The following is a 14,595-nucleotide window of genomic DNA, read 5'->3' on the forward strand; positions in this document are numbered from 1 at the left end:
TTTGTTAATCTACGTTGTGTGCAATTGCAGGGTGAGGCGAAGTAAATTGCCATATCAAAACATAAGCAGCCGTCCCGCATCCTCACTGTTGGCGGCGGTGTCTCTTCTATGATCGTTGAAAGTGGATTTGCGGACGACGTACTTGCGGACCTGTCGCGTTTGGGCCTGATAGCGGTGGAGCCGGGCGTTGAGGGAGATCGTGTGCGCTTGCTGGAGCCGGACCTTCGTCTTTTCCTGAAGCTGCTTTCGTCATTCTCCCCAAGACTGGTCCCGATGACACGCCCCGGATGCCCGGTGCATTTTTGCACCGGGTTGCTCAAGTCATCTGAAACTGATGCAAATGAAGTACCTGCTGCAGGGGCACCAATTCCTGCCGGTGGACAGGGGGATATCGCATCAATTGCAGCTATTAGTTGTATAGGCGAGCTTTCCGAAAGGCTAACCCTTTGTAGTATCGGGATTAGTGACAATAGGATTTTCAATTACGACAAAAAACAACCTCAGGTAGATTTCGGTCGATTGCTTGGATTGAGTGAAGCCCAGGCAAGTGTCGCTCTCGGCAGGCTTCGTCTTGGACGGGATCTTTCACGCGTCAACTCTTCAGACTGGTCATCTCTTTCAGACAGGCGTGTCCGGTTGCGGAATTTGAGGTCTGATGAAGAGGCGCAGTGCCTTAGTTTGGGAATTTTGTTTAACGAAGCCGATGACGTTACGGGCTTACGTTTGCCCTTTGCTTCGAGCGTAGGATGCGCTGTCTGGCATGACCTTGAGGGAGCGCGCGCGCGCGCGCTTCTTGAGCTTGTAGAGCGTGATGCAGTTGCGCAGGCCTGGTACAACCGCCTGGGGATAACTTCTCTACCTGAGGGCTATGTGAGGGAAATGCTCCCTCCTGATCTGGTCCAATATCTCGATGACCAGCCGCGGGAATGGGAGCTCTTGCACGTCGACACGGACCTGCCGGTCCAGGTGGTGATTTGTGTCTCTCATGACGTTTACGGCCGGGGGTGTGCGTTTGGATCATCCGCCGGTTGGGACACCGCACAGGCCTGCACCAGTGCAATTCAGGAAATGTTGCAATCGGAAAACGCGCTCTCTCTGATGGACAAATCCTATCCCGCCAGTCACGGCACAAAAGAAGCGCTGAGGTCGCTACCCAGGCAGCTGGCGTATGCCAGAGAGCGCGTGATTTTCGAAGATCTGCCTTTGCGGGGTGCGGTTGCCACGCGTCCTGAGGTTCTGGAGAAGACCTCAACTTTTGAAAGCCTGCTTCAGGGCTGTTTCGACCGCGAGATCAGCCTTTGGGAGTTTGATGCGACCCGCCAAGACCTTGCAATTCCCTGCATCAAGCTGTTGTCCCCCGAGCTTTGCAGTTGGGAGCCAAGGTTCGGCAAAAAAAGGTTGTTCGACGGGGTTGTAGAGCGTGGTTTGCGAGACATTCCCGCGTCCGAAGCCGAATTTGCCGCCCGACCATTTCCCTTTTGAACGATTGACAGGCTGATGCGCCGGCCTTAATAAAATATGAGCCGTGCATTCATGTTTTGTTTGCGAGGCGTCCGGATGACAACTGGGTCATTCGATCTCTGGAAGAAGCCTTTTGGCGGAGCTTGGCTCCGTCCTTTTTCCAGGTGCCTTGTTATCGGACGGTCGGTCGGCCGTCCGCATAAGGGCGGGACAGTGTCATCACCCAGAAATTGCGCCATTTGCCATTATTGCGGTTGGTTCTGGCAATACCTACCCGTGTCACGTAGGGGTTGAGAAGGTTCTTGTTGTGGCCTTCTGAGCCTTGCCAGCCACGGAAGGCTGCTGCCAGATCAGCATATCCCGCACCCAGGTTTTCCGCGCCTGCGTAATTTGCGTATCCTGCCTTGTCGAGCCGTTGTGACAGACCGAAGGCACTGTGAGCCCAGGTGTCCATACTGTCGCGCTCGGCGATATGGCGTGCCATCTTTTGGGAAACGACATCCAGTTCCGGGTCGTGGCGCAAAGCGGGCAAGCCTTTTTGCTGCCGGTAGGCGTTTATCATCGACAGCATCTGCGCCTTGTCGACCGGCTGGTCTGTAAGCACTGTCTTGTCTTCAAGGTCGCTTTTTCCCGGCAAGGCGCCGCAGGCGCCGAGTGAGGCCGCGAAAAGGCCAAGCAGCAACAGCACCAGGAGGCGTTTGGGCAGGGCGATTACGGACATCAGGTTTCATCTCCCGGCCAGACGACGCCTTCATCGGCGAAGAAATGGTACGGGCCAGGATACGCTTCCACGTAGGCCATATGTGACACCACTCCGGTTTTCGGCGAATGATAGTGGAGAAAATAGGCTGCGGGTTCGAAGTTGAACATGGCGGGGCCGTCTTCCGTCAGGTCGAGGACGACCTGGTGTCCGGTGCTGGGAGCAAGCGTCATCACCTTTCCTGCAAAGCTCGCGATGATCGGACGGTGAAGATGACCGCACAGGAAGCGCGCAACATGCCGGTGCGGCGAAACAACTTCCGCAAGCGCATCGGCATCCACAAGTCCGATGTCGTCCATGTGTCGGATCCCGGAAAGTGCAGGCGGGTGGTGGAGGGCGATCAGCGTTGTCTTGGCGCTTTCGCGCAGCCGGCTGTCGAGCCAGTCAAGCTGTGCCTGTCCGAGGCGACCACGCGGATCACCCGGAATATGGGTGTCCAGCGCAATCAGGCGGATGTCGCCGATGTCTGCCGTATAGCAGATCTTGTCATCAAGGCTGCCTGAAAGACCCGGAAAGCTTCCGAGCTCGCGGCGCATGACTTCTGTGCCGTCGTGGTTCCCGGGCACAAGATAGACAGGCATGTCGACGCGCGAGAGGATGGAGCGGGCGAGCGCGTATTCCCTTGGATCGTTTCTGTCGGTTATATCGCCGGTTATAACGAGAGCATCAGGTTTCGGGGTGAGACTCTGCAGCGACTTGATCGCGCGCTCGGCGAGCATATTAGTGTCCGAAACGCGATAGCAGGGCAAACCTCGCGGACGCAAATGCAGGTCCGTCATATGAGCAATCAATGTCATGGAAAACCTTGTGACTCGTCAGGTGGATCATCTGCCCGGACGATAACCGTGCGTTCGAAGAGGGCAAGCACTAGTTTCCCTTTTTGAAAAGCTCATGTAGGAGAAGCGTTCAGAAACGGGCGGGCAGGGGCGACCGCCCAGACGCAGGACACCGGGCGCAGGACACCGGACGCAGGAACTGGACAAGAAAGTTGATGTCGGACACGCGCGACGATCAGAAGCCCGAGGCGGCAGGCAAGGCAGCCGGGAATTCCGAACGCAAGGACAACGTGGACAGCCCATCGGCTGCCCCAGTTCGGAAGCCGGTCTGGTTGCATATCTTCGGCCACGACATCACAGCACCGTTCCTTCTGCTGCTTCTGTCGCTTGCCTTGTTCGTACCAGGTCAATGGACGGTACCTCCCCTGGACAGGGACGAACCGCGCTTTACCCAGGCAACCAAGCAGATGCTGGAAACGAACGATTACATCGACATTCGTTTTCAGGATCAGGCACGTCACAAAAAGCCAGTCGGGATCTATTGGCTTCAGGCAGCTGCCGTAAAGCTGACAGGGCAGGGGGCGGACGCGCCGCTTTGGGCTTATCGACTGCCTTCCGTCATAGCCTCGATAATCAGCGTTCTGGCAACCTTCTGGCTTGCACGGGCATTTATGGGGCCTGCCGGTGCGCTGTTGGCGGCAGGTTTCGTGGCGCTGGCGATCATTGTCGGCGTCGAGGCGCGACTGGCAAAAACCGATGCCGCGCTGTTTGCAATGATCATAATAGCGCAAGGTGCCCTGGCGCGGATCTGGTTGAAGGATCCGGACAAACGGCTATGGGGTCTTGGGTTCCTGTTCTGGACTGCACTTGCGGGCAGTGTCCTCATCAAGGGGCCGGTTGGACCCATGGTGATTGGCCTTACGGTTGTTGGCCTCATGGCCTTGAATCGGAAAGCTGCATGGTTCAAGGGAACGGCGCCAATCGCGGGTCTGCTGTGGTTCGTGCTGCTCGTCTCGCCCTGGTTTGTGGCAATCTGGATCGCGACGGACGGAACGTTCTTCACTGAAGCCATCGGCAAGGACCTCCTTGGCAAGGTCGGGCAGGGGCAGGAAGGTCATGGAGCACCCCCGCTTACCCATCTCGGGGCGATGTTCGGCATATTCTGGCCTTTGCCTGCATTCTTCCTGATTGCCTTGCCGCTCATCTGGCATGAACGAAAAAGTCCGCTGGTGACGTTTGCCGTCGCCTGGTTCGTCCCAAGCTGGGTCGTGTTCGAACTGGTTGCAACGAAGCTTCCGCATTACACGATGCCGCTGCTGCCTGCGCTCGCGCTACCTGTTGCTGCTGCGCTGATGGAGGGGGCTGGCGCCACGACGAGAACGTGGCTGCGTTGGGTAGCGGCAGTGTTGCTGGCGGTGCCTGCGTTGGGGTTGGCCGTCGCCGCGTTTGCCGGTCCTTTTGCCCTGGGTGTCTGGCCGTCACCTCCCGGAGCCGTTCTGCTTGCAGTGGGAGCTGTTTTTGCGATTGCAGCAGCATCCCGGGTTCTGCGAGGACCGGCACTCTATGCTTTCCCCGCCATCTGTCTGACAGCGATCTGCGTCAGCATCGGGTTTTGGGGCTTTGTCGGCCCAGCTCTTACGCCGATCTGGGTCAGTCCGCGCCTTGTCGCGGCCATGGACGAAATCCCCGGTTGCGCAGACAAGTCGAACCGTCTGGTCGTGACTACCGGTTTTCACGAACCCAGTTTCATATTCCTGGAAGGCACGACGACAAAGATCGTTTCGGCGCAGGATGCCGCCGTCTTTCTTGCTGCCGATGAAGCCGCGAATCCAGCTACCTGCCGTATCGCGGCAATAGAAAGCCGGGAAGAAGCCGCGTTTTTGGCCGCCGCAAAGGAGATTGGTCTTGTGCCGGAGGCTGTAAAAAGGGTAGACGGCCTCAATATCAATGGCGGGGACGATGTCGATATCGGGCTTTATGAGAAGTCCGTGCCGACGACGGTTTCAGAAGACGGCAATGAGCAACAGCAGTAAATTTGTCTGGCATGTTCTGGCGCGCATGCGCGGGAATTCTCGGCGGGCTGCAATACTGTTTTCCGGTCGCAGGGAACGTGCGCGCCACAACAGGGATCCGCTTCCTCCCGGGCAGCGGCCGCAGGATATCCTTGCTGTCCTCTTGTTGACGGTTGGCATTGCAGTCGTTGCGTTCGATGTTCCGACCTATCCGTGGCTGCGCTCGCTCCCGGGCGAATACCGGGCCGCCTTCCGAACCTTCACCGATATCGGCAAGGCCGACTGGATCCTCGTTTCTACCGGTCTATGCTGCTTGTTTCTGCTGGCGCTGGATGCCGGGCGCTACGCATTCCGCCTGCGCATGGCAATCGGCGCAGTGTTCACTTATGCGGCCTTCATCTTTTATTCAGTCGCCGCGACGGGGCTTCTGGCCATTGCATTCAAGTGGTCGCTCGGCCGGGCGCGTCCCAAGCTTTACGAGGAAGTTGGTCCGGTCCGCTTCGACTTTTTGGCCTTCGACGGCACCTTCACCAGTTTCCCCTCTGGTCATTCGACCACTGTCGCTGCGCTTGCAACTGCGCTGGCCTTTATTTTCCCGGCCTACCGTTGGCTGATCATTGTTGCGGGCTTCTGGCTTGCGTTCAGCCGCGTCATGGTTGGGGCGCATTACCCCAGCGACGTCATCGCAGGCACGCTATTGGGGATGACGTTCACCTTTTTCACGGTTCGTGCCATGGCCCGGCGGCGGATCGGCTTTCACCTGTCTTCCTCCGGAAAGATTGTACCCAACATGAATGTCCTGTCTGCCAAGGCTTGTGTGCGGGCTGTCTGGCAGGTTCTGCGCGGCCAGCGAGGCGCTGACCGTGTGGAAGCCGAGGTCCCTGCGGCAGACACGACAGAACGGACAAGCGCATGACACAAAGCTATCTGGAAGCTGTTGCGGCCAGCAAGGGCGCGCTCGCCGTCACGGTCGTGGTTCCCGCGAAGGACGAAGCGGAAAACCTGCCCATCCTGCTGGATGAAATCGAAGCTGCATTGCAGGGCAGGCGTTTCGAGGTCATCGTCATCGACGATGGCTCGTCCGACGGTACGGATATCGTGTTGCAGGATTACGCGGCAACCCATGACTGGCTGCGGCCGGTCAGGCACGAGAAGTCTTGTGGCCAGAGCTGCGCGGTGCGCACTGGTCTTTTGAATGCGAGGGGCGACGTCGTCGCGACCATAGACGGCGATGGCGAAAACAACCCCGCCTATATTCCGGCGCTTTTGGACGCTCTCGACGCTGCCGGCCCGGCAGTTGCTCTTGCCGCCGGGCAAAGGCTTGGCCGCAAGGCCAGCCTGGCCAAGCGCTATGCGTCGAAGTTTGCCAACAAGCTGCGCGGCGCGATCCTGCGGGATAACACTCGCGACAGCGGTTGCGGCCTGAAGGCCCTGCGCCGGGAAGTGTTCCTGCAACTGCCGTACTTCGACAGTTGGCACCGGTTCTTGCCCGCACTCGTGATCCGCGAGGGTTACGGTGTCACCCATATCGACGTTCAGGACCGGCAGCGGCGCCATGGAACGTCTAAATACGGGATCTTTGACAGGGCGCTGGTCGGTGTGCTGGATCTGTTCGGAGTGTGGTGGCTGCGACGCCGCCGTAAAAAAATTCCGGATGTTCGGCCACTGACCTGATTAATGCCCCAATCCGGGTGGAGAAGCCCGCCGACCTTTCAAAAACACTGACTGGACCTGAGACATGAGCGCTCTATACGAATGGATCCATGCGGTTTTCATCGCGCAATTGGACTTCTGGATCATTCTGGGTTTCTTTGCCCAGGCCATGTTCATGATGCGCTTCGTCATCCAATGGATCGCATCCGAGCGCGTCGGCCGCTCAATCGTGCCGGTCGCTTTCTGGTTCTTTTCCGTTGCGGGTGGGTCGCTGCTGCTGATCTATGCCATTCAACGACAGGATCCGGTCTTCATCGCCGGTCAGGGACTGGGTCTGCTAATCTATTTCCGGAACCTGTGGCTGATTTTCAAGGAAAAGCGGAACGACCCTACGATTTGAGCCGTTCCGCCCTTCGCTCGACAGTCTGTCAGCCGAATGCCTTCGTCAGTGCCTGATCCAGATCGGCAATCAGATCTTCCGGGTCTTCCAGGCCGATGTGGAGGCGAACCGACTGGCGATCCAGGTTTACCGGGGTTGCCGTGCGGCCGCCCTTGAGGCGAACCGGAATGGCAAGGCTTTCAAAACCACCCCACGAATACCCGAGACCATAAAGCGTGAGCGCATCCAGGAAGGCGTAGGCCTGTTCCTGTGTCGTGCTTTCACTGAAGTCAAAGGCGCACAGGCCCGAGGCTCCCGAAAAATCTCGTTTCCAGAGAGCATGACCAGGATCCGATTCAAGGCCTGGATAGCGGATGCGATCGATGTTGGGCTGGTCCTTCAGCCACCCAAGAACGGCTAGTGTGTTGCGCTGGTGCCGTTCAAGGCGCACGGACAGAGTTCTGAGGCCTCGCAGGCCGAGGTAGATGTCATCCGGCGCGACGTGGCACCCCATGGCACCGCAGAACGCATCCAGTTTTTCCCAGGCGCGTTCGCTGGCAGCGACCGTACCGAGCATAGCGTCGGAGTGTCCGACAAGATATTTGGTGCCCGCCTGGATCGACAGATCGACCCCCATGGACAGTGGCTGGCAGTAAATCGGGCTCGCCCAGGTATTGTCCATCAGAACGGTCGCGCCGATGGCACGGGCCTCGGCGGCAATCGCCGGAACATCCTGCATCTCGAAGGTGAGGGAGCCGGGTGCTTCGGTGAACACGGCTGTCGTGTTTTCCTGGAACAGCGTCTTGATGTCGGCGCCGATCTTCGGATCGTAGAAGGTCACGGAAACCCCGATGCCTGGCAGAACAGTGTCGGCGAAATGGCGGGTCGGTCCGTAAGCCGTATCGACAATCAGGATGTGGTCACCGGATTTCACGCAGGACAGGATGGCCAATGCAATGGCATTCAAACCCGAATTCGCGATCTTGACCCCGGCTGCCCCTTCGATCTCCTTCATGGCCCCTTCAAGGGAGTCCGTGGTCGGGTTGCCTCTACGGGCGTAGGAATAGGTCTGGGCACCCGTCACCATGGTTTTGGTGTCGGGGTAGAGAACAGTCGAAGCATGCACGACAGGCGGATTGACGAAACCGTGAAATGCAAGCGGGTCGCGCCCTGCATGCGCCAGTTTGGTATCCTGCCTCAACGGCGGCTTGGAATTGGTGGAAGACATGAAGGCTCTTGGGTGTGTGTTTTGCGAGAGGCGGCGCGACATGAGCTGCCGTGCGCCGAGCGCTCACTTTAGTCATTCGCGTCATGGTCGCAACCGCCATTTCACGTGTTGTGCGCGGGTCTTTGTGTGGAGAATTTTTCGATTAGCGTTAACCTTCGCAAGGTCTCCGCTAAATGCATTGAACCCTTTTTAGGCATTGAATGAATTCGATTTAGACATGTTCGCTGTTTGTGCATCCAACCTGATGGCAAATGGCGGATAGCTCGAGAAATTTGACGAGATATCTGCAGCAAGTACTTGACCCGAACAGCTAAATGCCATCGTATGGAACCGTTGGGTGGGACGAAAGATATCTGGAGGAAGCAGCCGTCAAGGCTGGCATCCGTCCGGTTACAAGAGACGGAGAAGATGTCTTTCGAACAAACCCGGCATAATAAAAGTATGGGTAACAAATAAAGGCTGCATATCCATGTCCAATAAATTCCTTCCGCTCGTAATCGGCGCTGCTATGGGAGTCGCCGCGACGACGGCTGCTGGTGCAACGACGCTGGAAGACGTCAAGGCAAAGGGCTTCATTCAGTGTGGCGTGAGCCAGGGTCTACCGGGTTTCTCGAACCCGGATGCTCAGGGGAACTGGACCGGTATCGACGTTGACTACTGCCGCGCTATGGCTGCAGCAGTGTTCGGCGATGCGTCCGCTGTGAAATACACTCCGCTGTCCGCAAAAGAGCGTTTCACCGCGCTTCAGTCCGGCGAAGTTGATGTTCTGTCCCGTAACACCACCTGGACCATGTCCCGCGACACCCAGCTGGGTCTGAACTTTGCTGGTGTGAACTACTATGACGGTCAGGGCTTCATGGTTCGCAAGGACCTGGGCGTGACTTCCGCACTGGAACTGTCCGGCGCTTCGGTCTGCACCAACACCGGTACGACCACTGAGCTTAACGTTGCCGACTACTTCCGCGCCAACAACATGCCGTACGAAATCGTCGCCTTCGAAAAGGCCGACGAAGTTGTGGCTGCATACGACGCCGGCCGTTGCGACGTTTACACCACTGACGCATCCGGCCTGTACGCACAGCGCCTGAAGCTGACCAACCCGGGCGACCACATGGTCCTGCCGGAAATCATCTCCAAGGAGCCTCTGGGTCCGGTTGTCCGTCAGGGCGACGATGAGTGGTTCAACATTGCAAAGTGGACGCTGAACGCGATGCTCAACGCAGAAGAGCTCGGCGTGACCTCTGAAAACGTTGACGAGATGAAGTCTTCCGACAACCCGTCCATCAAGCGTCTTCTGGGCGTTGAGGGCGCATTTGGTGAAGCTATCGGCCTGCCGAACGACTGGGCCTATGCGATCATCAAAAACGTCGGTAACTACGAAGAGTCCTTCAACGCCAACGTTGGTCCGGACACTCCGCTCGGCATCTCCCGTGGCGTAAACGCTCTGTGGAACGACGGCGGCTTCATGTACGCACCGCCGGTCCGCTAATCCTCTTCTTTGATTGAGGATTGAAGGGGTTCCGGCGGTTGTTCTGCCGGAACCCTCAATAAATTCCACGCAATAAAAACCGGACAACATACCCGGCAACCGCGTGGGGGAACAGACTGCTTCCGTCGATAGGGGAGTGCCGACGAAGTTCGGCCAGGGAAGCAGGTCAGACACGATTGAGGAGAGGCTGCGTGCCGGGCTCTTTCGTGAAAACTTGGGCGAGGTTCTATGTCAGTAATGGAGCAGGACTCGGCGGGGGCGCCGGCGCGTGCTTCGCTGTTGAACGATCCCAAAGCGCGCGGCATCTTTTACCAGCTGCTGCTGGTCGTCGCGCTGGTGACTTTGGGATATGTCATCGTTTCGAACACGATAGCCAACCTGGAGAGGCAGAACATCGCCTCCGGTTGGAGCTTTCTAGAAAATACAGCCGGGTTTGGAACCAACCAGTCACTGGTTTCCTACTCTGAGACATCAAGTTACGGAAGAGCGATCTATGTCGGCTTCCTGAACACTCTGCTTGTGGCGGGCGTAGGTATCTTCTTCGCCACGATCTTTGGGTTCATCATCGGTATCGCCCGCTTGTCGAACAACTGGGTCATCAGCCGTCTGGCGTATTGCTACGTCGAGCTGGTCCGAAATATCCCGCTGCTGCTGCAGATCTTTTTCTGGTACTTCGCGGTGCTGCGATCGATCCCCGGCAAGCGTGAAAAATGGTCGTTATTCGACACATTCCACCTGAACATTGGCGGTCTTCGGCTTCCCAAACCCATCATGGGGACCGGATCGGAATGGATCGGCTATGCGTTCCTGATCGGGATAGCAGCAGCGTTCCTCGTGGCACGATGGGCGCGCAAGCGTCAGGAGGCCACAGGGCAACCGTTCCCGTCATTCCTGACGGGGGTCGGATTTATTATTGGCCTGCCTTTGCTGACGTACTTTGCAACCGGCATGCCGATCACTCTTGAACATCCGAACTTCGTCGAAACCGGGCCAATCCTGCGTCAGGGGTTCGAACTCAATGTCGGGCTCAATATTATCCCTGAGTTCCTGGCTCTTACCGCAGCCCTGGCAATCTATACCGCATCGTTCATCGCAGAGATCGTACGTGCCGGCATTCAGGCAGTGAGCCATGGTCAGACCGAAGCAGCACATGCACTTGGTCTGAGGAACGGACCGACGCTGAGACTGGTGGTCATTCCCCAGGCGATGCGCGTGATCATTCCGCCGCTGACGAGTCAGTACCTGAACCTTACCAAGAATTCTTCACTGGCAGTTGCCATTGCCTATCCGGACCTCGTCTCGATGGGTGGAACGGTGCTCAACCAGACCGGCCAGGCGATTGAAATCATCGGTATCTGGATGGTTGTCTATCTGTCGCTCAGCCTCATCACATCGGCCTTCATGAACTGGTACAACCAGCGCATGGCGCTCGTGGAACGGTAAGGAGCGTAAAATGGCTAACACTGATATGTTCCAAATCAGAACCGAGGAGGCGCCGCGACTGCCGGCGCCGATCTCGACCACCGGCGTCATCGGCTGGATGCGTCAGAACCTGTTTTCGTCCATCGGCAACACCGTTCTGACTGTAATCGGCATTCTGATCGCCTACTCACTTATCGCGCCTTTGATCCAGTTCGCATTTATCGATGCTGTCTGGAGTGGCGACAATCGCGAAGCATGTCTGCCGCAGGACGGCGGCCATAGCGGTGCCTGCTGGGCTTACGTGGAAGCATACTTCCCGCAGTTCATCTATGGCCGGTATCCGACCGAGGAAATCTGGCGGGTGAACATCGTCTATTTCCTGTTCGCGGTGTTGCTTGTACCGCTTGCAATCCCCAGCGCACCGTTCAAGAAAATCAACGCAATCCTGTTTCTGGTCGTCTTCCCGATCATCGCATACTTCCTGCTGACCGGCCTGGTCATCGGAGATGCGGTAATCCTGCCGATCGTTGAAACAGCGGTTTGGGGCGGTTTGCTTGTCACGCTTGTCATCGCGGTCACGGGTATTGTGGCCTCGCTACCGCTAGGTATCGCGCTGGCGCTTGGACGTCGATCAAGAATGCCGATCATCAAGCTTGTCTCGGTTATCTTCATCGAGTTCTGGCGCGGTGTTCCGCTGATCACGGTTCTGTTCATGTCGTCGGTGATGCTGCCGTTGTTCCTGCCAGAAGGCGTGACCTTCGACAAGCTGCTGCGCGTTCTGATCGGCGTGACCCTGTTCTCTGCCGCCTATATGGCAGAAGTGGTCCGTGGTGGCCTGCAAGCCATTCCGAAGGGACAATATGAAGGTGCCATGGCGCTCGGGCTCCGGTTCTGGCCGATGATGTATCTCATCATTTTGCCGCAAGCTCTGAAGCTCGTGATCCCCGGGATCGTCAACACTTTCATCGGATTGTTCAAGGATACGACTCTGGTTCTGATCGTCGGCATGTTCGACCTTCTCGGCCAGATCCAGTCGTCCTTCACGGATCCGACATGGTCGACGCCCAGCACCGGTCACACGGGTTACCTGTTCGCTGCAGTGGTGTTCTGGACCTTCTGCTTCGGCATGTCGCGCTACTCCATCTTCATGGAGAAGAAGCTTCATACAGGACACAAACGCTAGCAAACCGCTTCCGGGGCGCGCGATGAACCGCAGCGCCCCGGCCACAGGACACTCTTGGAGTTAAAAACTATGTCTGAAAACGCTGTACGCGACGAGGAACTCGCAGCCGATCGTTCCAGAATGACCATCTCCGATACGGACGTGGCTATTGAAATCAAGAACATGAACAAGTGGTACGGGGATTTCCACGTTCTGCGCGACATCAACCTGAAGGTCATGCGCGGCGAACGTATCGTTATCTGCGGACCGTCAGGTTCCGGCAAATCCACGATGATCCGTTGTATCAACCGTCTGGAAGAACATCAGGCGGGACAGATCCTTGTTGATGGCATCGAGTTGACGGACGATCTGAAAAAGATCGACGAAATCCGCCGCGAAGTCGGCATGTGCTTCCAGCACTTCAACCTGTTCCCGCATCTGACGATCCTGGAAAACTGCACTCTGGCTCCGATCTGGGTTCGCAAGATGCCCAAGAAGGAAGCCGAAGACATCGCGATGCACTATCTCGAGCGCGTCAAGATCCCGGAGCAGGCCAACAAATATCCGGGGCAGCTGTCCGGTGGTCAGCAGCAGCGCGTTGCTATTGCACGGTCTTTGTGCATGAACCCGAAAATCATGCTGTTCGATGAGCCGACCTCGGCGCTCGATCCGGAAATGATCAAGGAAGTTCTGGATGTGATGGTCGGACTTGCCGAAGAAGGCATGACCATGCTGTGCGTCACTCACGAAATGGGCTTTGCCCGCAAGGTTGCAAACCGCGTTATCTTCATGGATGCGGGGCAGATCGTGGAGCAGAACGAGCCGGAAGAGTTCTTTACCAATCCGCAGCATGAACGTACCAAGCTTTTCTTGAGCCAGATCCTGCACCACTGATCGGCTAAAGACTACGGATGATGAAACTGCTGCGCAGGTTCCTGATTGGAATTTGCCTTGTTGTCTTCACTGCTGTTGTAGCACTGGGCCTCGGAGCACTCGTTCCGAGGCCTTTGTTCGATTCCAGGCCGGTTATGGAAGCTGCGCAAAGTTTCACAGATAAACGGCGTATTCTGATACTCAACAATCCCATCCATACTGATATCGCCCTCCCGGCCGATCCGGACGTGTTGGAGGCGTTTGGATTCGTATCGGATGGCGGGCTGGAGCTGGATTATCCGGGTGTTTTCTGGATTGCTTTCGGCTGGGGTGGGCGGTCCTTCTATATCGAAACGCCAACGTGGGGCGATTTGAAACCGGGTCCGGTAATAGACGCGTTGACCTGGGATGCTTCGGTCATGCATGTCCGTCGTACCGGCGATATTCCGCTTGAACAGGAAAGCGTCCGCGTAGTTGAACTTAGCCAGCTGGAATTTGATGAGCTGGTCAATGATATCAGGACCAGTTTCCAGTCAGATGGCACAGCGCCTCCGACGGCAATTCCCGGCGTGGCGTACGACGCACACGACATTTTCTTTCCGGCAGTTGGCGGCTTCAACGCGATGATGGGCTGCAACACGTGGACGGCCGACATGTTGAGGCGGGCAGGGGTGAAGACCGGCATGTGGACGCCGCTGCCTCTGACGCTTGACTGGTCGCTGGATCTACATAACGGGCGCTGAAGCAGGGTCCGGAACAAGCCGGTCAACAGCAGCCTCTGCCAGTTCCACCAGGATATCGCGAGATTCCCCAGCGCGGGCGCGAACCGAAAGACCGTGCAGCATCAAAGACAGATGCTGGGCGGCGAACTGGACGCTTGCTTCCGGAACCGAGTCTTTCAGCTCCGCGTAAATCAGACCGGCGAACCCTCGATCCATTCGCTCAACGACATGCGCCAGCATTGATCTGAAGTCAGGATCATCAGCAGCTTCAGTCGTCAGTGTGGAGATGGCCAGGCAACCATAGGCCGCATCACCAAATGTCGACCTGCCGCAATAAAGATCGATAGCAGCTGTCATGATGGCCTTGAGCCGGGGTTTCAGCCCTGCTTTTGTCTGTCCTGCCGCCTTCAGGTGGGCCTGCATCTGGTCCGCGAACCGTGAAATCACCTTCAGATACATGTCTTTCTTACTGCCGAATGCGGCGTAGAGGCTGGGTCTGTTCAGGCCGGTTGCTTCTGCTATCTGGTCGAGACTGGTAGCGGCATAGCCGTGCTGCCAGAACACCAGCATGATGCGGTCGAGCGTGATGTCTTCGTCGAATTTGCGCGGACGGCCGCGTTTGCTTTCGGATTTCATTTTATACCAATTCGCACAAAAA

14 protein-coding genes are annotated in these 14,595 nt (G+C 57.2%); 10 read left to right on the forward strand and 4 right to left on the reverse strand.

Annotation, left to right across the window (positions count from 1 at the left end; translation table 11 throughout):
• Nucleotides 1-108: 108 nt before the first annotated feature.
• Nucleotides 109-1,482 (forward strand): YcaO-like family protein, encoded by a 1,374-nt coding sequence (locus ACVDG9_RS11405; RefSeq protein WP_447238003.1) that lies wholly within the window; start codon nt 109-111, stop codon nt 1,480-1,482.
• A 151-nt stretch (nt 1,483-1,633) separates the two neighbouring features.
• Here the strand turns inward: ACVDG9_RS11405 and ACVDG9_RS11410 are convergent, their stop codons facing one another.
• Together ACVDG9_RS11410 and ACVDG9_RS11415 are read right to left on the reverse strand one after the other, a co-directional pair.
• Nucleotides 1,634-2,182 (reverse strand): CAP domain-containing protein, encoded by a 549-nt coding sequence (locus ACVDG9_RS11410; protein WP_447238004.1) that lies wholly within the window; start codon nt 2,180-2,182, stop codon nt 1,634-1,636.
• On the reverse strand, nt 2,182-3,018 hold the full coding sequence (locus ACVDG9_RS11415) for a phosphodiesterase (protein ID WP_447238005.1): 837 nt from the start codon (nt 3,016-3,018) through the stop codon (nt 2,182-2,184). The genes ACVDG9_RS11410 and ACVDG9_RS11415 overlap by 1 nt, the downstream gene beginning before the upstream one ends.
• Nucleotides 3,019-3,212: 194 nt before the next feature.
• Here ACVDG9_RS11415 and ACVDG9_RS11420 point away from each other — a divergent pair, with 194 nt between their 5' ends.
• The 4 genes from ACVDG9_RS11420 (at nt 3,213) to ACVDG9_RS11435 (ending at nt 7,062) form a co-directional block, all read left to right on the forward strand.
• Entirely contained in the window at nt 3,213-5,030 is a 1,818-nt protein-coding gene (locus tag ACVDG9_RS11420; protein WP_447238006.1) for an ArnT family glycosyltransferase, read from the forward strand.
• On the forward strand, nt 5,014-5,925 hold the full coding sequence (locus ACVDG9_RS11425; protein ID WP_022998821.1) for a phosphatase PAP2 family protein: 912 nt from the start codon (nt 5,014-5,016) through the stop codon (nt 5,923-5,925). The genes ACVDG9_RS11420 and ACVDG9_RS11425 overlap by 17 nt, the downstream gene beginning before the upstream one ends.
• Entirely contained in the window at nt 5,922-6,683 is a 762-nt protein-coding gene (locus ACVDG9_RS11430; RefSeq protein ID WP_022998820.1) for a glycosyltransferase family 2 protein, read from the forward strand. The genes ACVDG9_RS11425 and ACVDG9_RS11430 overlap by 4 nt, the downstream gene beginning before the upstream one ends.
• A 64-nt stretch (nt 6,684-6,747) precedes the next feature.
• Nucleotides 6,748-7,062, forward strand: coding sequence for a lipid-A-disaccharide synthase N-terminal domain-containing protein (locus ACVDG9_RS11435; protein WP_022998819.1), 315 nt, complete (start codon nt 6,748-6,750; stop codon nt 7,060-7,062).
• 28 nt (nt 7,063-7,090) lie between these two features.
• Here ACVDG9_RS11435 and metC read toward each other — a convergent pair whose 3' ends face one another.
• A complete protein-coding gene (gene metC / locus ACVDG9_RS11440; protein ID WP_055654061.1) occupies nt 7,091-8,269 on the reverse strand; it encodes a cystathionine beta-lyase in 1,179 nt (392 codons plus the stop codon).
• A 469-nt stretch (nt 8,270-8,738) separates the two neighbouring features.
• Here metC and ACVDG9_RS11445 point away from each other — a divergent pair, with 469 nt between their 5' ends.
• The 5 genes from ACVDG9_RS11445 to ACVDG9_RS11465 all read left to right on the forward strand — a co-directional run bounded on the left by ACVDG9_RS11445 (nt 8,739) and on the right by ACVDG9_RS11465 (nt 13,958).
• Nucleotides 8,739-9,758, forward strand: coding sequence for an amino acid ABC transporter substrate-binding protein (locus ACVDG9_RS11445; RefSeq protein ID WP_031268586.1), 1,020 nt, complete (start codon nt 8,739-8,741; stop codon nt 9,756-9,758).
• A gap of 237 nt (nt 9,759-9,995) precedes the next feature.
• Nucleotides 9,996-11,201: an amino acid ABC transporter permease gene (locus ACVDG9_RS11450; protein WP_022998817.1), complete on the forward strand. Its 1,206-nt coding sequence runs from the start codon at nt 9,996-9,998 to the stop codon at nt 11,199-11,201.
• A gap of 10 nt (nt 11,202-11,211) precedes the next feature.
• Entirely contained in the window at nt 11,212-12,363 is a 1,152-nt protein-coding gene (locus tag ACVDG9_RS11455) for an amino acid ABC transporter permease (RefSeq protein WP_031268584.1), read from the forward strand.
• A gap of 69 nt (nt 12,364-12,432) precedes the next feature.
• Nucleotides 12,433-13,236, forward strand: coding sequence for an amino acid ABC transporter ATP-binding protein (locus ACVDG9_RS11460; protein WP_022998815.1), 804 nt, complete (start codon nt 12,433-12,435; stop codon nt 13,234-13,236).
• Nucleotides 13,237-13,253: 17 nt separating this feature from the next.
• A complete protein-coding gene (locus ACVDG9_RS11465; RefSeq protein WP_447238007.1) occupies nt 13,254-13,958 on the forward strand; it encodes a TIGR02117 family protein in 705 nt (234 codons plus the stop codon).
• Here the strand turns inward: ACVDG9_RS11465 and ACVDG9_RS11470 are convergent.
• Nucleotides 13,941-14,573, reverse strand: a complete 633-nt coding sequence (locus tag ACVDG9_RS11470) for a TetR/AcrR family transcriptional regulator (protein ID WP_447238008.1) — start codon at nt 14,571-14,573, stop codon at nt 13,941-13,943. The genes ACVDG9_RS11465 and ACVDG9_RS11470 overlap by 18 nt on opposite strands.
• Nucleotides 14,574-14,595: the final 22 nt, after the last annotated feature.

The organism is Roseibium sp. RP-7 (genome assembly GCF_053005225.1).